We start from the raw sequence: 19389 nt of genomic DNA, 5'->3' as shown, positions 1-19389 counted from the left end.
GCTATTTCAGCGGCAGGAACAGCTCTGCCACCGCTTCGTGCTCCGGCACTTCCGGGAAGAAGCGCAGGCGCTGGCAATAGAGCGGGAAGTCGCGGACTTCCTCGCCGCTGCCGGGAAGCCAGTCGCGATAGAGAAAGAGCGCCGCCGGCTCCAGGTTATCCGTCCGGCCGACCTGCCGCAGCACCGCGCAGCGGCCGCCGGGGATCTCGCCGATCCGCACCGCCTCGCCATCGGCCGCGACCGGCCCCTCGATGCCCGCGCAAAGGTCGATGCCATAATCGGCCGGTGCGGCGGGGCGGCGCTCCGACCGCCAGATATTGAATGTCGCGCTTTTGGAGGGATGCAGACCGGCGCGGCGGCGCCAGGCGATGAAGCGCTGGATGGTGCCTCCCAACCCGGCCGGGTCGCCCCGGTGCTCCATGATCGCCACCAACTGCTTCGGCACCTCGCGGATAACGACGTCTTCCTGCGTGAATGTCCTGTGCATGAACTTGCTCCTGGCTGTGTCGAGAGGCTCGAAGGCCGAAAGCCACGGCGCCCAATCGGGGCTCTTGCGGAACGAGGACGGCGATTGCCCGAACCTCTGCCGAAACGCGCGGGCGAAAGCGTCCGGCGCCTCGTAACCGGCATCCAGTGCTATATCGGTCACGCTCTGCCCCTCGCGATAGGCCAGCCGGTGCGAGGCGCGCTTCATGCGGGCCAGCTGGACATAGCGATGGACGGAGATCCCGAACATGGCCGTGAACTGCCGGTGGAAGTGGAACTTCGAAAAGGCGGCCACGTGGCTCACCGTTTCGAGGTCCAGCGCCTTGTCGAGGTGCCGGTCGATATGGTCCAGCGCCCGCAGCATCCGGGCATGGTAGGTATCGAGCGCCGCCTTCATCGTTCCTTCCTCCGTGACGCCCTCCGTTAGCCACGGATCGCGGACACCTGCTCGACCGATCTTGCGCTTCGGCATGGATCGGCGGCGGGATTCGGGCAAGTGCCCCCAGGCCTCCCCGCCATGCCCCAGCGCGCTGATCCGCTTGGTCGCCGCCGGCCCGCCTCCGCCTTGACAGGATATGGCGCGGCCAACATCCTGCCCGGCGGGAAGACAGGGCCGATCAAACGGCCGGCGGGAGGAGGCAATCGATGCAGGCGGCAATCGAGGCATTCGACAGGATAGCGGCGGGGACCTACATCGAGGGCCTCGCGATCGACCATCTGCGCGACATCGTCTGGTACAGCGACGTCATTGCCGGCGGCATCCACGGCGTGAAGCCCGACGGCACCCGGGTCGCGTCCTTCAACCCCGATCGGCGGTGGACCGGCGGCGTGACGATGAACGCCGATGGCGCAGTGCTCTCCACCGGCGAGGGCGGCATCATGTGGAACCACCCCGAAACCGGGCGATCGGGCTGGCTGCTGCGCGAAATCGACGGCCAGCCGATCAACGGCATCAACGAAATGGCGCCGGACGGCCGGGGCGGGCTGTTCTTCGGCACGCTCGACATCGCCAGCGTCATCAAGGGCGAACCTGCCCGGCCGACGGCGATCTATCGCATGACCGCTTCCGGCGAAGTCATCCAGGTCGCCGGGGACATCGGCTTCACCAATGGCCTGATGTTCGATGCCGGACGCCGGCGCCTCTACTGCAACGACACGTTCCGGGGCACCTGGGCCTTCGACGTGGCGGACGACCTCACCGTGTCCAACCGGCGGATGATCCTCGACAAGGAAGATGCCGACGGCATGGCCCTCGACGCCGATCACAACCTCTGGATCACGGGCTTCCGCTCGCATGCCCTCACCCGCCTCGCACCGGACGGTACCCGGCTGGCGGACTGTCCCACCCCGGGCGGCGCCATCACCCAGGTGCGCTTCGGGGGCGCCGACATGCGCGACGTCTACGTCAATTCCGTACCTGCCGATGGCGGCGACACCCTGAAGGAAGGGGGCGAGATCACTGCCCGGAACTCCTTCCTCTATCGCGGTCGTTCGGACACGCCGGGTCTCAAGCTGGACCTGCCGCGCTTCAGGCTGGACTGAGCGTTTCGGGCGGGGCGCCGCGGCTGTCGGCGGGCATCGCCGCAGCGGTTTCGGGGCCCTCGGGATGCTGCGAAACAGGATAGTGCGCGCTATCCACCTTCTGCACGGCGCGCCGGGGTGATAGGTCAGGACACAAGGCGAGTCCGGCTCCAGCAGCGCGATCGGACCGGACCATGGCGAAGGGATTGAGCATGCAGAACCTCGACGGGCTGGGATATCGGGACAGGACAGTCGTGGTCACCGGCGGGTCGTCCGGCATGGGCGAGCAAGTCGCGCGCATCCTCGGCGAACTCGGCGCCAAAGTGCACATCGTCGACATCCAGCCGCCCAAAGTGCCGCACCTCAGCTTCCGGCAGTGCGATCTCTCCGACTTCGACCAGGTCCGCGCCGCCGCCGCCGCGCTGGCGGCAGAAGCGCCGATAGACTTCGTGTTCCCTTGCGCCGGCCTGCCGCCGCACATCAAGGGGCCGATGTATTGCATGCGGGTCAACTACATAGGCACGCGTCTGTTCGTGGAAGAACTGCTGCCCTCGGTCCGCGACGGCGGCGGGATCGCGCTGATCTCTTCCGATGCGGCGATGGGCTGGCAGGGCAACCTCGCCCAGTCGCTGGAGATGCTGGCGATCTCCGACCCGGACGAAGCCTATGCCTGGTGCGAGGCCGATCCCGATGCCCGCGTCCGCGACGGCTATACCAGCTCGAAGGAGATGCTGGTGGTCTGGGTCGCCAACAAGGCGGTCGAATACGGCAATGCCCGGCGCATCCGCTTCAATGCGATCGGCCCCTGTCCCACCCGCACCGCCTTCATGGACGAGCAGGAAAAGCTGCTGCCGGAAGGCTTTCTCGACGCCTGGCCCTATCCCTCGCTGGGGCGCATGGCCACGGCGGAAGATCAGGCCTGGCCGCTGGTCCTGCTCAACAGTCCGCTCAACGGCGCGGTTACCGGCAGCTTCCTCTACACCGACCAGGGCTTCGCCAGCGGCGTGTTCACCGGCGCCATCAATCCCGCCTTCATGAAAGGCGAGGTCGCCTGAACGCGATCGCGGTGACAACCATGGAGACGCATTCGTGAAAGCGGCCATCTATCCCGGGCAGGGCCAGCCTGTCGTCATCGAGACATTGCCCGATCCGGAGCCCGCGCCCGGCGAAGTGCTGATCAGGGTCAGCCGCTGCGGCATCTGCGGCACGGACCTGTCGATGACCAAGGGCGCCGGCTGGGATTTCGGCGCGGGTTCGCAGTTCGGCCATGAATATGCCGGCGAAGTCGTCGCGCTTGGCGCGGGCGTCTCCACCCTGGCGATCGGAGACCGCATCGCCGTGCTGCCCTCGGTCGCCTGCGGGGAGTGCCCGGGCTGCGCGCATCAGAACAACGTGCTGTGCCAGGCCTCGCCCGGCAGCGCGATGCATGGCTTTGCCGAACTGGCGCGGGTGCCGGCCGCCGTGGCCACCCGGCTACCGTCCGTCCTCACGCTCACCGACGGCGCCCTGATCGAACCGATGGCGATCAGCCTCTACGGCGTGAAGCACGCGCGGATCCAGCCCGGCGACAAGGTCGTGGTGCTGGGCGGCGGCACCGTGGCGCTCTACGCGATCTACTGGGCGCGGCGTCTTGGCGCGGGCAGGATCGTCGTCATGTCCCGTTCCGCCCGCCGCGCCGACCTGGCGCTGCAGATGGGCGCCGACCGCTTCATTCCCTATGGAAACGACGAAATGGGCGAAGTGAGGGAAGCGCTCGGCGGCGTGCCGGACGTCGTGTTCGAATGCGTGGGCGCGGAAGGGATGCTGGGCAAGGCGATCCTGCATGCCGGGCCGTTCGGCCGGGTCGTCTCGCTGGGCTTCTGCACCTCGCCCGACCCGGTGATACCCGCCCTCGCCTCCTACAAGTGCGTGAACGTGCAGTTCCTGGTCGGCTATTCGATGAAGGAATTCCTCTACATCGCCGACCAGATGGACAAGGGCCACGTCGACCCCAAGGCGATCGTCACCAGCACCGTGCCGCTGACGGCCCTGCCCGAGACGATGGCGATGCTGCGCGGCCCGAACGAGGAAACCAAGGTCCACGTCACGATGACGTGACAGGATGGCGTGAGACAGAATAGCGTGGGACCGGACCCGATCCGGTCCGCAGTCCCACCCCCCATCGACGCCCAGGGCTACGCGGGGTCCGCGTAGATCCCGTCCATCACGAAGCGCGTGGTCGCCGCGCGCAGGGTCTCGTCGTCGGCCATGCCTTCGGGATAGAGCCAGTCCTTGAACAGCACGCAGCCCAGCAGCGAGGCGAAGCTGATGCGGACCATCAGTTCGGGCGGCAGCTTGTCCGTGCCCCCGGTACGGCCGCGCACGACTTCGGCGCCGCGCGCGAAATAGTCGTGCAGGGCATCGACCGCGGCCATGCCCTGCACTTCGCCGCTCTTCCCGGTTTCCGCCATGATGAGCGAGAGGAACATGCGCTGGTGCTCGGCGATGAAGTCCTGCAACTCGGCGATATAGGTCTTGGCCTGCGCTTCCAGCGGTGCATCGCTGCTGGCGGCGGAGACGTTCGACATGAAGTTCTGGAGGTGGCTGTCCAACGGGCGCTGGATCGCTTCGCGGAACAACTCGGCCTTGGAGCTGAAGTAGCGAAAGATCTGCGTCTCGGTCGTATTGGCGCGCGCCGCGATGGCCGCCGTGGTGGCGCCCGAGAAACCATAGCGCGAATACTCCGCTTCCGCGGCGCGGAGAATTTCCTCCCGAACTTGCGCGGGAGCGCGCCTTTGCCGCGGCCTGTCGTTCTGCCTGCCCAAACTCTGCTCCGCCAAACACCGCCTCACTTGCGGCCGTCCTATAGCGCCGCCACGGCTTTGGCCACTCCTGGCGCCAAAGCGCGGTTTCACCAGCGCCGGCGGCGCTGGCCACTCCTGGCGCCAAGGCGCGGTATTACCAGCGCCGGCGGCGCTGGCCACTCTCGGCGCCAAGGCGCGGTTTCACCAGCGCCGGCGGCGCTGGCCATTCTTGGCGCCAAGGCGCGGCATTACCAGCGCCGGCGGCGCTGGCAGGCCCGCACGCGCCGGGCGATCTCTTCGCGCCGCTCGGCGGGGGTGACATGGGGCGTGTCTTCGGGAAGGTGATCGCGCAGCTCGGCCAGCTTGACGCGCCGGATCGTCGGCGTCGGCTCCGCGCTGCAATCGTACCAGCGGCCATAGATGCCGCCTTCGGTGTAGCCGGCCGGGTCCAGCCAGTTGGGCACGCCGGGGTCGGTCAGCGCGATCACCGCCCGAAACCGTCCGTCCGACGAGAGCCTGGCCATGGCGCCATTGGTGCTGGACAGCCGGTAGACATATTCCAGCGCATTGAAGAGCGGGTCGTTGAGCTGGATGTTCCAGTAAGGCGCCCGTTCGGGAATCTCGGTCTCGATGATCAGCGCCTCGTCTTCCGCGAGCTGGAAGCAGGCCGGCCAGTAGACCTGCTTGACCAGCGCGCCGGGCATGCGGACCGGCTCGAAGACGTTGAAGCCCACGCGGTCCTTCACGCCGTTCTGCATGGGGTAGTAGAGGTTCGTCTTGCGCGCCGGGAAGCGCGCCATCTCGCCGATCCGCGCCAGGATATCCTCGGGCGAGAGCCGGGGCTTGGGCGGAACCGGGTCCAGGCACTCGATCGAGAGCTGCGGATCGCTCTCGTTCTCCCAGTCGTACATCCGGTAGCGCAAGTACATGCCCCGCGCCTCCGGATCGATCGGCGCCCAGTGCCCGGCATGGCCTTCCGGCCGCACGGCGCTGAACAGGATCTCGAAGTCCTCGCCCAGTCCGATGCCCAGATCGTCGCAATCCACCTCGTTATGGCCATTGGGCCGGGGCATCTCGTCGACAGTGCCCGAAAGCGCCTTCTGCGTGGTGAACGAGAGGATGCGGCAGGTCCCGCGATTGCCCGAGACCCGGTAGCGCAAGTCCCCCCGGATCGGGCTCTGCACATAGATATCGTCCGGGTTGGGCTGAAGCGTGAAGACCGGGTTCCACAGCGGCGCCCAGTCGGGATGCTCGGCATCGGCGTGGAAATACATGAAATAGGCATAGGACAGGCTGGTCATCGTCTGGCGGTAGACATCGGCGCGATAGGCCGGGTCTTCGGGCCGCCAGCTCATCGCCAGATTGTCCACCGCCTGATCGAGATCGCCCAGGTAATCCAGGATCGAGGTTGTCTTGGTGGCCACAATGCGTCTCCAGTCGGAATGGTCGGTCTCGGGGGCGGAAGGGCCTTACCAGCGGCGCCGGCGCTGGGCGGCGCGCACGCGGCTGCGCAGGGCCTGCTCCCTCTCGGCGGGCGAAACCGTGGCCGTGCCGGGCGGCAGGTGCGCCTTCAGATCGGCCAGCTTGACGGTCGTGATGGTGGGGATCGGCAGGCTGGAGCAATCGTACCAGCGCCCGTAAAGCGTTCCCTCGGTATAGCCCGCAGGGTCCAGCCAGTTGTGCACGCTGGGATCGGTCAGCGCGATGACGATGCGAAGCCTGCCGTCGCCGTCGATGATCGCGGTCGATCCATTGAGGCTGCTCTGCCGGTAGACATATTCGACCGCGTTGAACAAAGGGTCGTTGAGCTGGATGTTCCAGTAGCGCGCGACCGCCGGCATCTCGGTCTCGACGATCAGCGCCTCGTCCTCCTCGAAAGAGAACACCGCGGGCCAGTAGAGCTGCTTGTCGAGGCCGGGCAGCCGCACCGGATGAATCCTGTTCTGGCCGACCGCCTCCAGGATCTCGTTCTGCATCGTGTAGAACAGCCGGTTCTGGTTGCGGGGAACCGCGGCCTGACGCCCCAGGCGCGCGGCGATCGCTTCGGGCGAGAGACGCGGCTTCATCGCCACTTCGTCCAGGCATTCGATGGTGAGCTGCGGATCGACCTCGCAGCTCCAGTCGATCATGCGATAGCGCACGAAGATGCAGTCGGCCCCGCTCTTGAGCTGCGACCAGTCGCCCTCGTATCCCTCGGGCCGCACGGCGCTGAACACGATGTCGATCCGCCCGTCGGGACCGACGGTGAAGTCCGAATCGTCGAAACTGCTGGCCGCGCCATATTCACCCACCGTTTCGAGCGTGCCGGGAATCCCGCGCTGGGTGACGAAGATCAGCTTGCTCACGGTGCCCCTGTCGCCGCTGACGCGGTAGGTCAGGTCATCGCGCAGCGGGCTGAAGAGGTAGATGTCGTCGGGATTGGGCTGGCACAGGAACACCGGGTTGTAGAGCGGGCTCCAGTCCGGATGCTCGGCATCGGCGTTGAAATGGACGAAATAGCCGTAGGACAGGTTCATCAGCGCCTGCCGGCAGACTTCCGCCCGATAGGCCGGGTCTTCCGGGTGCCAGGTGTTCGCCAGCTCCGCGGCCGCTTCTTCGAGAGGGGCCAGGTAGCTGGCGAGCGGTTCTATTGAAGGACCCATACGATATCCTCACCCATTCCCTCCGCGCCCACCCGAGGGTTTTCGCGGCATGGATTTCTGCTGAAAGCGTCCGGTTGTCCGGTCCCGTCGAGTGCGGCCGTCCCGGCACCGCGTCGGGCCGGGCATCGCGCCGAGGACAGCATGCACTGTCATAGTGCGGCGCTGCAAGTCTTCTGGCGGGAGCAGCCCCGCCACATCGCAGGCAGGATATCGGCCCGGCCAAGCTAGATAGTCTTGACTGTCTTGAATCGCCGATCGAACATGGTGCCTCGCGCAAGAACGGCCGCGGGCGAGGATGATTTCGAATGGACCTGACGTACGATCCCCCCAGCGCATTCCGCCATGCCGGCGATGCCCTGCACGAACTCGTCGCCGCGGAGATCGGCAGCAGCGACTTCGGCCCGGACGATTATCGCCCCGGGCTGAATGCCTACCTTCATGCCATGGACTACGACCCCCGCTTTCACGAACAGGGACGGCGCGCGGCCTGGGGCCAGATCGTGGCCATCCTGCGCGGCCGGGCGCATGCCTATCGCGCGATGAAACAGCATCCCGGTTTCGACCGCCATCCGGTGGTGAGCCCGGTCGTCATCACCGGCGTTCCGCGCACCGGCACCACGGCGCTGCACCGCCTGATGGCCGTGGACCCCCGCTTCCAGGGGCTTCAGACCTGGCTGATCGATTCCCCGATGCCCCGCCCGCCGATCGAGACCTGGGCCGACTATCCGCAGTTCCGCAAGACCATGGCCGGCATCGATGCCCAGCACGCCGCCGCGCCCGATCACCAGGCCGCTCATTTCCGCGCGGCCGAGGAAGTCCACGAATGCTGCATGATCCTGTGGCACGGCTTCACCTCGAACATCCTGGCCTGCGCCGGGCCCTCCGCGCAGACTTACGACGCCTGGTGGCGAAGCCAGTCCGAAGCGGCCTCCTACGATTACTTCCGCGCCTGCGTGCAGTTGATCGGCAGCAACGAGCCGCATCGCCGGTGGCTGCTCAAGAACCCGGGGCATATCGAGAACCTCGACCTGCTGCTTGCGGTGTTCCCCGATGCGAGGATCATCCAGACGCACCGCGATCCCGGCAAGGCGATCCCCTCGCTCGTGTCGCTCATGGCGAACCTTCACCCGCTCTTCGAAGAGGGCCGCCGGCAGGAGCGGTCGGAAAACATGCTGATCCGGGAAGTGGCCAAGTGGGCCGAGGCGGTCGAGAAGGCCCAGCGGGTTCGCAGCCGCTTTCCCGGGCAGGTCCTCGATGTCGTCCATGCCGATTTCCATGCCGATCCGATGGCCGTCCTCGAACGCATCTACGCCTTCATCGACATGGACATTCCCGAAACCCTCCGGCCGGGGCTGGCCAAGCGGATTGCGGAAAAACCCGAACTCGCGCGCGGGACGCACAAGTATGACATCGCCGATTTCGGCATGACCGCGGACCAGGCCCGCGAACCGTTCCGCGACTATATCCAGCGCTACGATCTCCTGGAGAAGGCCCGCTGACGGCGCCGCCAGCCGCCGCCTGAAAGGGCCCGGTCCCGGCCTCTGGCATCGCCCCTGCGCGCTCTGGGATGCCCGCATTGACAAGGCCCGCCGCCCGCTCGCAAATCGGCGGACACCGCGCAGGCCGGGGCGGGAACGGGAGAACGCAGGACATGTCCGATAGCAGGATCGAAGACCGGCTGCTCATCCGCGAAGTCTACGGGCGCTATGCCATGGCCGTCGTCCGCCAGGACGGCGCCGACTGGCTGGACTGCTGGTCCGCGGACGCCACCTGGAAAACGCCCCAGTTCGAAGTTGCCGGCCATGCCGCGCTGGAGCAGATGTGGACCGCGACCTGGACCGATTTCCGCAGCGTCACGCCTTTCAACGAAATCGGCCCGATCGCCTTCACGCAGGACGGCGCCAGCGTGCTCTCCACCGTGCTGGAGACCATCGCGCTGAAATCCGGAAGCGGCATGACGATGACCGGCCTCTATACCGACCGCCTTGTGCGGGAGGGCGGCGAATGGCGCTTTACCTACCGCGCCTATACCCCCATCGGGCAGCCAGCCTCGCTGGCCGGTCGCGCGGCCTGAGGGAGAACGGCACATGACAGAGCGGACCATCGCCATCGTCACCGGCGCCAGCAGGGGTGCCGGACGCGGGATTGCCATAGCGCTGGGCAGCCACGGATGCACCGTCTACGTCACCGGCCGGTCGGAACGGCAGGGCGACCATGCCTTGCCCGGCACCATCTACGAAACCGCCGAGGCGGTGACGCGCGCCGGGGGCAAGGGCATCGCCGTGCGCTGCGATCATGGCGACGACACCCAGGTGGAAGCGCTGTTCGATCAGGTCCTGGCGGACGAAGGCCGGATCGACATTCTCGTCAACAATGCCGCCGCCGTCTATGACGAGCTGTCCATGCCCGGGCAGTTCTGGGAAAAGCCGCGCAAACTTGCCGACATGATCGATGTCGGGATACGCAGCAGCTACGTGGCGAGCTGGCTGGCGGCGCCGGGCATGGCCGCGAAGGACCATGGGCTGATCGTCTTCACCTCGGCCTCGGGCGCCGCGCATTACGCGATGGGGCCTGCCTATGGCGCGCACAAGGCCGGGATCGACAAGATGGCCTTCGACATGGCGGTGGACTTCAAGGCGGCCGGTACCCGCGTCGCGGCCCTGTCGATCTGGATGGGGGCTTTGGCGACCGACAGATTGCTGGCCATGATCGCCGCCGATCCGGAAAAGTACGGCTATCTTCGCGGCCAGATCGAAACCCCGGAATTTACCGGCCATGTGATCTGGGCGCTCTACAACGATCCCGAATTGGCCGCGCTCAACGGAGAAACCGTGATCGGGGCCGAAATGGCCGTGCGATACGGGCTGACCGACGAGGGCGGCCGCCAACCGCCGTCATACCGCGATACCCACAAGGTGGCGCCGCATCGCCACCACCCCCTGATTATCCGCTGATTTCCGGCAGGAGGGCAGCCTTCCCAGCCCCCTTCACCGGTGCGCGCCTCACCAGCGCGTACCCGCCGCGCCCACTGCGACCGGGCGGTCGTAGGAAAGATCGTCCCGGTCGCGCCGTCCCTTGAGGAAGCCCTTCACGGCCGGGGTCTGCAACCACGAGGCATCGCCCTGCATCGCGGCCTCCACCGTCGAGCGACGCCACAGGATCCGCCACTCGCCGTCCCGCCGCTCCATCTGGTCCATGTAGCGACCCGCCGCCATCGTGCAGGTCAGGCCGTCGTGCGAAAGCAGGGTGCCGATGACGTAAGTCTCGCAATAAGCCGTGTCGCCGTCGATCTCGCAGGAATGGTTGGCCAGGTTGTGCTGGTTCATCGCGAACATCGCAGCATGCCCGCGATTGGCCTTCGCCGGATATTCCGTTGCGGGCAGCGGCACGGGGCCGTGTTCGTCCGCACCCTCGGGCCAGTAGCAACTTGCCGTCAGCGCCTCGTCGTGGCGGTCCCGCCCCCGCGATTCCCGGACGATGACATCGAGGATCTCCTGCCGGTCCCTGATGTGCTGCACGCTGCGCCTGAGGGCCGCGACTTCGCTTTCCAGATCCATTGCCGGCACCTCTCCACTGTTGAACGGATGTTTAGCTCAGCGGCGCGCGCAGGGTCAATTTCCGCCCGCCGGACATCGGCGCAGGTGCAGCCCCGGCACGCAACCATCGCTTGGGCGTTGAAGGATTTCCCGGCCGCTCCTCATGCAAGAAGCCGGCGTGCCGCCGCCAGGCAGCGCGCCATTCTGGCATCGAGGGAGACCCCGGCAGCGCCTGCCGATCGTTGCGGCACCTCGATCCCCACCACCCGGTCCGTGGGAAGCTGTGCGAGCGCCTCTGCCAGGGGGAATTCGCCTTCCCCGGGCACGGCCCGCTCGCACACGGCTTCTTCCATGTAGTCCGCGATGACCGGCGTGAAGGGCGCGTCGCATAGCTGGATATAGCCGATCGCGTGCGGGTCGATTGCAGCAATGTCCTGCGTTCGCCCGCCGGTGCGGAAGAAATGCATCATGTCGAACGTGAGCCGGCAATCCCTGCGGCCGACATGGCGGATCGCGCGCATCGCCGTCTCCACGTCGCGGATCGGGAAGATGGGGACGAATTCGATCAGGGTTTCGATGGCGAAGGAACCGGCCATTTCGCTCAGCCGCCCAAGCTGGTCGAATGTCCGCGCAAGGTCGGCATCGAGGCTCACCACATTGATCCTGGGAATGCCCAGTTCGGCCATGATTTCGAGGTCCCCGGCGTAGAGATCCCGAACATCGCGGCCGGGCAGCACGGCGATGCCTTCCCCGGAGGCAATCGTGACGCCGGTGTCGGTCATCGCTGCCAGCAGGTCCCGCCGCAGCGCCGCGTCGCTGCGCAGCGAGAAATGCGGGTGCCCCTCCAGACTCTCGCGGAACGGTTCCAGCACGGTGCTGACATGCTGATAGCCGAGCCGCGCCGCCAGTTGCACGGACTCGACGGGCGGCAGTCCAAAGGTGCTGACGAATTCAAGACTTACCGGCGGCATCCTGGTCCCGATCGAGCGTGCGCAGCGGACCGCCCGGCGCCGCTGCGGAGGTGAAAGGCAGGCGCCGCTCCATGAGAGCGCCGACTGCCTTGGCGGCCTTCCGGGGTGGCGGTGAAACAGGCCGAGGTAAAGCGCCCTGACCGCGGCAAGGGAGACATCGCACCGGCGAATAGCGCCGCGAGCGCGGTGGATCCGGCTTGCCCGGCATCGACAGTGCGCACTTTCTTGTGAACAATCGGCGGCGGAAATGCGCCGCTGGCGTCAAGACTACGGAGCCGGCCCGCTCCGCGGAGAATCGTGCATGAAGACCATCCCAGCCATCGTCGTCGGCACCGGTTTCGGCTGCCGCATTCATGTTCCGGCCTTGCGCGCCGCTGGGTTCGAAGTCGCCGCGCTGGTCGGGCGGAACGAGGAAAGGCTCGCCCGCAAGGCCGCCGACAGCGGGGTTCCCGCCTGGTTCACCGATCTCGACGAAGCGATCACCGCCACCGGCGCGGAAGTGGTGACGATCGCCACCACGCCCGACACGCATGCAAGCCTGGCCCACCGGGCCATCGCCCGCGGATGCCATGTTCTTTGCGAAAAGCCCTTCGCCTTGGATGCGGCCGAAGGCGCCGCCCTTCTGGACGCCGCGGACGAGCGGCAGATCGTGCACATGGTCTCGCACGAATTCCGCTGGCTGCCCGAGCGGGCGCTGTTCGGCCAGGCCATCCGGGACGGCCTGATCGGCGAGCCGCGCTTCCTGGTCATGGACCAGTTCATTCCGTTTTGCGCGGATCCTGCCGCCCGGCTCCCGCGCTGGTGGTTCGACGCGGAGGCCGGTGGCGGCTGGCTGGGCGCCGGGGGCTCCCATCTGATCGACCAGGTCCGCGCCTGGCTGGGCGACATCCATGCGCTGAGCGCGAACCTCCTGACCGTGTCCGACCGAAAGGACGTGGCCGAGGATTCCTATTCGGTGCGCTTCGTGACGAAGAGCGGTGTCGAAGGTTCGATGCAGCAATCGGCGGGCGCCTGGGGCCAACCGGCGAGCCTCTGCCGTTGCGCGGGGTCGAAAGGCACCGTCTGGATCGATGGCGGCAAAGTGTTCCTGGCCGACAGCAGCGGCACCCGCCAGCTTGAGGTGCCCCCCGAACTGGCGCTCCCGCAGGCTCCGGCCCCGTCCGATCCCGCCCCGTCCGATCCGGCCTCGTCCGGTCGTGCCGCGCCGTTCGAACTGGCGCCTTTCACCCGCCTCGCCGAGGCGCTGAAAGCGCGGATCACCGGCCAGGCCCAGGCGGGCGGCGTGGCGGTGCCGACATTCCGAGACGGCCTGGAATGCATGCGGATCATGGACGCCATACGCGCCTCCGCAGCGCAGGGCGGCGCCTTGCAAACGCTGGCGTGAACACCCCCGCGATTAGCCGGGGTGGGGCATCGTCTGCCCGGATAGCGGTGGAAACCCCGAGATCGTTCGCCAAACAGGGCTGCTAGGGTTGGGGCCGCCAATCCCATGGACGGTTCCGAAACATGCGCAGCGCAGCAGTTCCTTTCGCTCTCCTCCTGATGCTCGCCGGCACGCCCGCATGGGCCGACGAGGCCTATGTCGAAGTCACGGGCGGCGTGAACTGGAACGACGAGGACACCGATGCCATCACCGGCGTGGCCCTGGGCTACGATGTCGATTTGAACGAGACCTTCTTCGTCGGCGTCGAAGGCACGGCCGAGAAGCTGCTGACGGACGGCACCCGCGTCGCCTGGGGTATCGGCGGCCGCGCCGGAGCGGAAGTCCTGCCGCAAAGCAAAGTCTTCGTGGGCCTGAACTGGCAGTCCAAGGATTGCCGGGACTGCGGCAATGCCGTCGGGCTCGGAACCGGCTGGGAGCAGAACCTGACCGAAAAGCTCTATGCCAAAGTGGAATTCAAGCACCTCTTCGTGGGCAATGGCGAACCGAACGCCAATGTGGGGATCCTGGGTCTCGGCGTGATGTTCTGACGCCATCTGGCGGACGTCGCGGGCCAGGCGCTAGAAGGCCTCGGCAATCCCGAGATAGACGGCCTGCGAATCCTTCCCCACCGCAAGGTCGAGCCGAAGGTTGATGTTGGTGGCCCGCGAAGGCTGAAATCGCAGCCCGACGCCCCCGGCCGGCAGGAAATCGGTCCTGCCAAGCTGCGCAAGACTGGGGGCGATCCCGCCGATCCCGCCGAATGCCACCATCCCCACGCGGCCGAACAAGTGCCGCCGCCATTCCGCCTGAAGTGCCCAGCTCATGCCGTCGCGGTAGCGCCCGGCCTTGTACCCCCTGAGATCGTTCTTCTGCCCATAGAGGCACAAGTCGAAGTAAGGCAGATCGCCCGCGGCATCGCAGAGACCGGCATGGAACGCCCAGACCGTCCTGGTGCCCGAGGGAACGTAGACGCTGGCGCCCGCCGTGAATTTCCCGCCCTTGTAATCGCTGCCCAGCGCCTTGATCCCCCAGAGCCATTCGGCATGCAGGAATGCGCCTTGCCGCGGGTTCAGGCTGTCGTCGCGCCGGTCGTATGTCACGGCAGGGCCGAGCTGGACGAGGGTACTGTTGCGCTGGTCCTGGGGAATGGCCAGATCCGGAAAGGCCGGGTCCGCATCCCGCGGGTTCACTTTCACATGCATGGCCAGGGCGCGCACGCCGGCATAGAGCCCGGGCAGCACCCGCATCTGGGGCTGCAGCCGCAGCGCGACGGTCTTCTCGTCCAGTTGGGCGGCAACGTCCCGGTCTCCGGCAGCGTCGCCGGTTCCGTAGTAGTCCGTGACGAGCTTGCCGGCACCGACGGCGGCGGTGAAGCGAAAGCGGTCGTCTGCCAGCGACATGCTGTGGAAGCCGCCCAGCAGCCAGTTGTCGTTGTTGGTCTTCATCGCCGCGGCGCCGCTGATCCAGGGCGAAGGCGCGCCGTTCGGATTGTAGAACACCACGCCGGCCACGACGAGGCCGACGCCCAGCACCGGGCTGGTGATGGGCAAGGGCACGGCCAGCACGTCCTTGTCCCCTTTCTTCCCGGTGCCGGTCCTGGCAGCCTCGGCCACCGCGGTCGCCTGCTCGTCGATCTCGTCCATCTGGTCGTTCGGACCGGCGGCGCTGGCGGTCCCGGTCACAAAAGTGAGCCCCAGGGGCAGGAGCAGCGCCGTCATCCAGAGCCGCCGCCACGGCTCCCGGCTACCGCAGGACGCGCCGCCGGGTGAGCCGGACAAGGAAGCAGGCGGGGCCATTTCGCTTTCGAGAATGGCTGTATTCCCGGGTCGCCGGAATGGGCACTTACCCCGAGTTCAGGGCCGCCCGATCAGGACCCGCGCGAAGCCGGGCCAGTGGCAAGGCCGGCGCAGAGCGGCACCAGCAGCAGCATCGCTGCAAGGATCCAGAAGGCGTTCGGCAGTCCGATGCATTGCGCCACGAAGCCTACGGCGGCCGGGCCGACCAGGATACCGGCATAGCCCACCGTCGTGACCGAGGCGATGGCCAAGCCCGACGGCATCGCCTTCTGCGCCCCGGCCAGTCGGAACAGCACCGGCACCGTGTTCGATGCGCCAAGACCGATCAGCAGGAAGCCCGCGAAAGCAAGCGGCGCGACCGGCGCTGTCAGCAGCACGACATAGCCGGCAATGGCGAGCAGTCCGCCCCAGAACATTGTGCGCCGATCGCCGAGCCGCGCTACCACGGCATCGCCGGTCAGGCGGCCGAACGTCATCGCTACGGCAAAGACACTATAGCCGATGCCCGCCTGCGCTGCCGGCATCAGCCCCTTGCCGCTCAGCAGGAGCGCGCCCCAATCGAGGATCGCGCCCTCGGTCAGGAAAGTGAGCGCGGCCAGCAGAGAAAGCAGGACGACGATGCCGCGCGGCACGACAAGGAGCGGTGCCTCCTGCGCGCGGGGCGTCGCGATGAATCGAGGCGCCGCCAGGATCAGCGCCGCGATCATGAGCGCCGCGGCGACGATCGCGCCGGTCACCGCCGCCAGTCCGGCCGAAAGCGCAAGCGTCATCATCGATGCGCCGACAAAGCCGCCCACACTGAAGAGTCCGTGGAAACCCGACATGAGCGGACGATCGGCGCGCTTCTCGACTTCCACCGCGTGCACGTTCATGCCCACTTCGATCACGCCAAGAAAGCCCCCGAACAGCAGCAAGGCCAGCGCCATCGATCCGACGCCGGGCGCATAGGCCAGGAAAGGCAGCAGCACCGCCTGCCCCGCGCCGCCGACGATCACCGCCGGACGAGCGCCCATGCGCGAGGTCAGCGGGCCGGCAAGTTGCATGGCGGCGACCGAGCCCAGTCCCAGGCACAGGAGCAGCAACCCCAACGTGCCATCGCTCACGCCAAGGCGCGCCTTCGCCAACGGGACGAGCGGGGCCCAACAGGCAAGGCCGAAGCCGGCCACGAGAAAGGCAGCACGGGTCGCAAACCGGGAGGCGGCATCGTGTGTCATGATCGGTGATTTCCGTTAATTCGCCTGCGGGGCCGCAGCGCGCAGGATTTTTGCCCCGGCCCGCTCAAGCTCGGCAACCTGGGAGGAGGGGGCGTCGTGGGACAGCACGATGTGGTCGATGCTGTCCAGATCGGCAACCGTGAACGGCGCCGTTGCGGTCAGCTTGTCGTTCGAAACAAGCACGACCGTGCACCGGCTTCTCCCGACAAGCGCGCGCTTGAACGCCGCATCGGCCGCGTCGAAAGCGCTGGCGCCGCGCTCCGCAGAGACCGCACAGGCCCCCAGCAGGCAAAGATCGATGTTCAGACGCGACAAGGCTTCGATGGCCGTGCCGTCGACGCAGCCGCCGATCGCCAGATCCACGCCGCCGCCGAGCAGCACGAAGGGCACGTCCTGGCGCGTCGCCAGCCTTGCCGCCGCATGGACGGAATTGGTCGCGACCGAGAGTTCGGCATCGTCCGGCAGGAACTCCGCGGCCAGCACATTCGTGCTGCCATTGTCGATGAAAACGAAGCTTGCCGGCGATATGAGCGTCATCGCCGCCCTGGCCAGAGCGCGCTTCTCTTCCGAGTCCTCGCTCAAACGCGCTGCGATCGGGGTGCTGCCCGCGCCTATGGGCACGGCACCGCCATAGACCCGCCGACATGTGCCCTGCGCCGCCAGCGCCCGCAGATCGCGCCGCACCGCATCTTCGGAAACCGCGAATTCGCTGGCAAGCGCCGTACTGCTGACGGCTTCCCCGGCCAGAAGCCGAGACGCGATCAGTTCGCGCCGGGCGGAAGGAATCTCTTTCGTCATAAGCGCGGCCTACAGGATCGGCTGGTGCAAAACCAGCACAAACGAGAATAAATCATGCAATAACGTGCAATTCTGTTCGCCGCCTTGGCTCTGCCCGCAGGACCGCGAAGCCCGCATAATGAGCGCTATGGCCGTTTCATCTCTCCATCGGTGGCCCGAATGCCGGGCATTGCAGGAGCTTGGCGCTTCATGCCAAACCGCGCGCGGATCGCGGATCGGGCTGAAAAAGGCTCTTGTGATTTAACGGTAAATCACTCAGTCCCGCCGCAACAAGAAAAGCGACTGCGGGAGCGGACAAGTTGGATCGATTGGCAAGGCCACGGCTTACGGCAACACCGGAAGCCCGGCATGAGGCGCAAAACGCACCCAGGCTCGACCGCACGGCCACCGGCAAGGCGCATTTCGAAGTTCTGGACGGATTGCGCGGCACCGCGGCGATCCTGGTGGTCCTGTTCCATATCCAGGGTATCACCGTTGCATGGGAGGGCGCGCGCATCATCCTGCACCACGCCATCCTCGCCGTCGATTTCTTCTTCATGCTCTCCGGCTTCGTGATCGGCTATGCCTACGACGATCGCTGGGGGCAGATGACGGCCCGCCAGTTCATGACCCTGCGGCTGATCCGCCTGCACCCGCTAGTCATACTCGGCAGCGCGCTTGGTCTCGTCAGCTATCTGGTGGATCCCTTCGCGGGCGCCGCGCAGAACGTTCCGGTGCGAGACCTGCTGCTCGCCCTGTCGTTGGGGCTGCTGCTGCTGCCGTCACCCTCGCTGCCCAATCGCTGGGGGGACACCCATCCGTTCAATGGCCCGTGCTGGAGTCTGTTTCAGGAATACATCGGCAACATCGCCTATGCCTTCGCGCTGCGCCACATGGGGACGCGTTCGCTGGGGATTCTGGCCGTGCTCAGCGGCGCGCTGCTGGTGGTCTGCACGACCATGCTGGGCAGCATCGACCAGGGGTCGGCATGGCCTTCATTCTGGATGGCGCCGGTGCGGCTGTGCTTCCCGTTCGTCACGGGCCTCTGGCTCTATCGGGTCAGAGCCAGCCTTCCCTCGATCCGGCTGGGCTGGCTGCCGCTGACGGCGCTCATGACCGCCATTACCGCGGCCCCCACGCTGGCACCCATGGCCGGCGTTTCCATGAACGGCCTGTTCGAAGCGCTTTGTGTCGTGCTGCTGTTCCCGGTAATCGTTCACGCCGGCAGCCATTCTGAGGCAGGCCGAGGCATGATGGGCCTCTGCAAAGCCAGCGGGCGCATCTCCTACCCGCTCTACATCACGCACTTCCCGTTCCTCTATGTTTGGATGAACTACGTCGCCAACGACAAGCCGTCCGATGCGCGCATGACCGTCATCGGCCTGGCACTGGTTCCGTTGCTGCTGGCGGTGGCCTGGGCCGCGTCCAGGTTCTGGGACGAACCCATCCGCCGCCGACTGCGGCAGGTATGGCTCCGGCGCAGTTGACGGCTGCAAAGGACGCCCTCCACGGAACCTGGCGTGAGTATGATGAAGTGAAGAGGCCATCCGGTCTTCGTCAGACCGAGGCGAATCCAGGAAAGTGTTGCTGGAGCATCAGCGATGTGCCGCTTCGCTGCTCTCGAACAACCCTGAGCCATGTGTGCAGCCCCAGCAGGGTTCGGCAATGTTGAAAGTCTCTTTCCCGCCGGCCTCGGAATCATAGATCTATGCCTCCATGCCGCCTTCCTCGGAGCGTGGGACCGACGGATTAGGGGCCAGCGCCTACGTCCGCTTTGACTTTCTGCGGTATCAACAGACTGTTCGTCAGTCATGGCAGCATGATCGCACGTATTCGCAAAGCCTGCGATGGAGTCGATGCGATCCGGGCCTCCGAGGATTCTCCGGCGCGTGCGGGGCTATCTTCTGGAGATGATGAGCTTGGAAGGACGAGGTCCAGTTGCCGGGCGCGTCGCGCGTATAGCCAGCTGCACGCGCGAGGTAACGTCCCTGCGGCGTGCTCCGCGCCTCTCGGGTTCTGCTGCCGCGCGAGCGGCGCCAAGGCGCGCCCATGCCCGGGCTGTTGTGTGCGTGTGTATGGGAGGTAAGTTCATGGTTGCGGGGGCAGGATTTGAACCTGCGACCTTCAGGTTATGAGCCTGACGAGCTACCGGGCTGCTCCACCCCGCGTCACCATTGAGGGCTGAGCGTGTCAGCCTTGAAGCGTGTTTTGTTGTCTGTTCCGGGCGGTGCCGGCCCGGC

At 66.6% G+C, this 19389-nt stretch carries 18 protein-coding genes and 1 tRNA gene; 9 read left to right on the top strand and 10 right to left on the bottom strand.

Annotation, left to right across the window (positions count from 1 at the left end):
- Position 1 precedes the first annotated feature (1 nt).
- Positions 2-883: an AraC family transcriptional regulator gene (locus AB4Z00_RS24290; protein WP_442047563.1), complete on the bottom strand. Its 882-nt coding sequence runs from the start codon at positions 881-883 to the stop codon at positions 2-4.
- 248 nt (positions 884-1131) lie between these two features.
- Between AB4Z00_RS24290 and AB4Z00_RS24285 the strand changes: the two genes are divergently transcribed.
- From AB4Z00_RS24285 to AB4Z00_RS24275, 3 genes are all read left to right on the top strand, one after another.
- Positions 1132-2028: an SMP-30/gluconolactonase/LRE family protein gene (locus AB4Z00_RS24285; RefSeq protein WP_442047562.1), complete on the top strand. Its 897-nt coding sequence runs from the start codon at positions 1132-1134 to the stop codon at positions 2026-2028.
- Between the two features lie 191 nt (positions 2029-2219).
- Positions 2220-3062 (top strand): SDR family oxidoreductase, encoded by an 843-nt coding sequence (locus AB4Z00_RS24280; protein ID WP_165921497.1) that lies wholly within the window; start codon positions 2220-2222, stop codon positions 3060-3062.
- A 34-nt stretch (positions 3063-3096) separates the two neighbouring features.
- Entirely contained in the window at positions 3097-4104 is a 1008-nt protein-coding gene (locus tag AB4Z00_RS24275; RefSeq protein ID WP_442047561.1) for an alcohol dehydrogenase catalytic domain-containing protein, read from the top strand.
- A gap of 77 nt (positions 4105-4181) precedes the next feature.
- On the opposite strand, the gene AB4Z00_RS24270 is transcribed toward AB4Z00_RS24275, so the two are convergent.
- From AB4Z00_RS24270 to AB4Z00_RS24260, 3 genes are all read right to left on the bottom strand, one after another.
- A complete protein-coding gene (locus AB4Z00_RS24270; RefSeq protein WP_442047560.1) occupies positions 4182-4811 on the bottom strand; it encodes a TetR/AcrR family transcriptional regulator in 630 nt (209 codons plus the stop codon).
- A 227-nt stretch (positions 4812-5038) separates the two neighbouring features.
- On the bottom strand, positions 5039-6214 hold the full coding sequence (locus AB4Z00_RS24265) for a hypothetical protein (protein ID WP_442047559.1): 1176 nt from the start codon (positions 6212-6214) through the stop codon (positions 5039-5041).
- Between the two features lie 45 nt (positions 6215-6259).
- A complete protein-coding gene (locus AB4Z00_RS24260; RefSeq protein WP_442047558.1) occupies positions 6260-7432 on the bottom strand; it encodes a DUF1214 domain-containing protein in 1173 nt (390 codons plus the stop codon).
- Positions 7433-7737: 305 nt separating this feature from the next.
- Here AB4Z00_RS24260 and AB4Z00_RS24255 point away from each other — a divergent pair, with 305 nt between their 5' ends.
- The 3 genes from AB4Z00_RS24255 (at position 7738) to AB4Z00_RS24245 (ending at position 10386) form a co-directional block, all read left to right on the top strand.
- Positions 7738-8931, top strand: coding sequence for a sulfotransferase family protein (locus AB4Z00_RS24255; RefSeq protein WP_442047557.1), 1194 nt, complete (start codon positions 7738-7740; stop codon positions 8929-8931).
- A 152-nt stretch (positions 8932-9083) separates the two neighbouring features.
- Positions 9084-9506: a nuclear transport factor 2 family protein gene (locus tag AB4Z00_RS24250; protein WP_442047556.1), complete on the top strand. Its 423-nt coding sequence runs from the start codon at positions 9084-9086 to the stop codon at positions 9504-9506.
- A 13-nt stretch (positions 9507-9519) separates the two neighbouring features.
- On the top strand, positions 9520-10386 hold the full coding sequence (locus tag AB4Z00_RS24245; protein WP_132268952.1) for an SDR family NAD(P)-dependent oxidoreductase: 867 nt from the start codon (positions 9520-9522) through the stop codon (positions 10384-10386).
- Between the two features lie 48 nt (positions 10387-10434).
- Here AB4Z00_RS24245 and AB4Z00_RS24240 read toward each other — a convergent pair whose 3' ends face one another.
- Together AB4Z00_RS24240 and AB4Z00_RS24235 are read right to left on the bottom strand one after the other, a co-directional pair.
- Entirely contained in the window at positions 10435-10989 is a 555-nt protein-coding gene (locus AB4Z00_RS24240; protein ID WP_132268953.1) for a nuclear transport factor 2 family protein, read from the bottom strand.
- A gap of 140 nt (positions 10990-11129) precedes the next feature.
- A complete protein-coding gene (locus AB4Z00_RS24235) occupies positions 11130-11939 on the bottom strand; it encodes a sugar phosphate isomerase/epimerase family protein (RefSeq protein WP_442047555.1) in 810 nt (269 codons plus the stop codon).
- A gap of 301 nt (positions 11940-12240) precedes the next feature.
- Here AB4Z00_RS24235 and AB4Z00_RS24230 point away from each other — a divergent pair, with 301 nt between their 5' ends.
- Both AB4Z00_RS24230 and AB4Z00_RS24225 read left to right on the top strand, forming a co-directional pair.
- Positions 12241-13323: a Gfo/Idh/MocA family protein gene (locus tag AB4Z00_RS24230; RefSeq protein WP_442047554.1), complete on the top strand. Its 1083-nt coding sequence runs from the start codon at positions 12241-12243 to the stop codon at positions 13321-13323.
- Between the two features lie 122 nt (positions 13324-13445).
- Positions 13446-13910 (top strand): outer membrane beta-barrel protein, encoded by a 465-nt coding sequence (locus tag AB4Z00_RS24225; protein WP_442047553.1) that lies wholly within the window; start codon positions 13446-13448, stop codon positions 13908-13910.
- Between the two features lie 30 nt (positions 13911-13940).
- Here AB4Z00_RS24225 and AB4Z00_RS24220 read toward each other — a convergent pair whose 3' ends face one another.
- From AB4Z00_RS24220 to AB4Z00_RS24210, 3 genes are all read right to left on the bottom strand, one after another.
- Entirely contained in the window at positions 13941-15080 is a 1140-nt protein-coding gene (locus AB4Z00_RS24220) for a BamA/TamA family outer membrane protein (RefSeq protein WP_442047552.1), read from the bottom strand.
- Between the two features lie 149 nt (positions 15081-15229).
- Entirely contained in the window at positions 15230-16372 is a 1143-nt protein-coding gene (locus tag AB4Z00_RS24215) for an MFS transporter (protein ID WP_442047551.1), read from the bottom strand.
- A gap of 15 nt (positions 16373-16387) precedes the next feature.
- Positions 16388-17170: a DeoR/GlpR family DNA-binding transcription regulator gene (locus tag AB4Z00_RS24210; protein ID WP_442047550.1), complete on the bottom strand. Its 783-nt coding sequence runs from the start codon at positions 17168-17170 to the stop codon at positions 16388-16390.
- 299 nt (positions 17171-17469) lie between these two features.
- On the opposite strand from AB4Z00_RS24210, the gene AB4Z00_RS24205 reads away from it, so the two are divergent.
- Complete coding sequence (locus AB4Z00_RS24205; RefSeq protein ID WP_442047549.1) at positions 17470-18636, top strand: acyltransferase family protein; 1167 nt, start codon at positions 17470-17472, stop codon at positions 18634-18636.
- A gap of 604 nt (positions 18637-19240) precedes the next feature.
- Here AB4Z00_RS24205 and AB4Z00_RS24200 read toward each other — a convergent pair.
- Positions 19241-19317: transfer RNA gene (locus AB4Z00_RS24200), tRNA-Met, on the bottom strand.
- Between the last annotated feature and the right edge of the window lie 72 nt (positions 19318-19389).

The organism is Novosphingobium sp. YAF33 (assembly GCF_052113265.1).
Taxonomy (GTDB): domain Bacteria; phylum Pseudomonadota; class Alphaproteobacteria; order Sphingomonadales; family Sphingomonadaceae; genus Novosphingobium.
The sequence above is the reverse complement of the archived record's forward strand: the minus strand, read 5'-3'. Positions and strand labels throughout refer to the sequence as shown.

Excerpts from the sequence above, each read along its gene's own strand:
- AB4Z00_RS24290 (WP_442047563.1), bottom strand. The coding sequence starts at position 883 with ATGAAGGCGGCGCTCGATACCTACCATGCCCGGATGCTGCGGGCGCTG.
- AB4Z00_RS24285 (WP_442047562.1), top strand. The coding sequence starts at position 1,132 with ATGCAGGCGGCAATCGAGGCATTCGACAGGATAGCGGCGGGGACCTAC.
- AB4Z00_RS24280 (WP_165921497.1), top strand. The coding sequence starts at position 2,220 with ATGCAGAACCTCGACGGGCTGGGATATCGGGACAGGACAGTCGTGGTC.
- AB4Z00_RS24260 (WP_442047558.1), bottom strand. The coding sequence starts at position 7,432 with ATGGGTCCTTCAATAGAACCGCTCGCCAGCTACCTGGCCCCTCTCGAA.
- AB4Z00_RS24255 (WP_442047557.1), top strand. The coding sequence starts at position 7,738 with ATGGACCTGACGTACGATCCCCCCAGCGCATTCCGCCATGCCGGCGAT.
- AB4Z00_RS24250 (WP_442047556.1), top strand. The coding sequence starts at position 9,084 with ATGTCCGATAGCAGGATCGAAGACCGGCTGCTCATCCGCGAAGTCTAC.
- AB4Z00_RS24245 (WP_132268952.1), top strand. The coding sequence starts at position 9,520 with ATGACAGAGCGGACCATCGCCATCGTCACCGGCGCCAGCAGGGGTGCC.
- AB4Z00_RS24240 (WP_132268953.1), bottom strand. The coding sequence starts at position 10,989 with ATGGATCTGGAAAGCGAAGTCGCGGCCCTCAGGCGCAGCGTGCAGCAC.
- AB4Z00_RS24235 (WP_442047555.1), bottom strand. The coding sequence starts at position 11,939 with ATGCCGCCGGTAAGTCTTGAATTCGTCAGCACCTTTGGACTGCCGCCC.
- AB4Z00_RS24230 (WP_442047554.1), top strand. The coding sequence starts at position 12,241 with ATGAAGACCATCCCAGCCATCGTCGTCGGCACCGGTTTCGGCTGCCGC.
- AB4Z00_RS24225 (WP_442047553.1), top strand. The coding sequence starts at position 13,446 with ATGCGCAGCGCAGCAGTTCCTTTCGCTCTCCTCCTGATGCTCGCCGGC.
- AB4Z00_RS24220 (WP_442047552.1), bottom strand. The coding sequence starts at position 15,080 with ATGACGGCGCTGCTCCTGCCCCTGGGGCTCACTTTTGTGACCGGGACC.
- AB4Z00_RS24215 (WP_442047551.1), bottom strand. The coding sequence starts at position 16,372 with ATGACACACGATGCCGCCTCCCGGTTTGCGACCCGTGCTGCCTTTCTC.
- AB4Z00_RS24210 (WP_442047550.1), bottom strand. The coding sequence starts at position 17,170 with ATGACGAAAGAGATTCCTTCCGCCCGGCGCGAACTGATCGCGTCTCGG.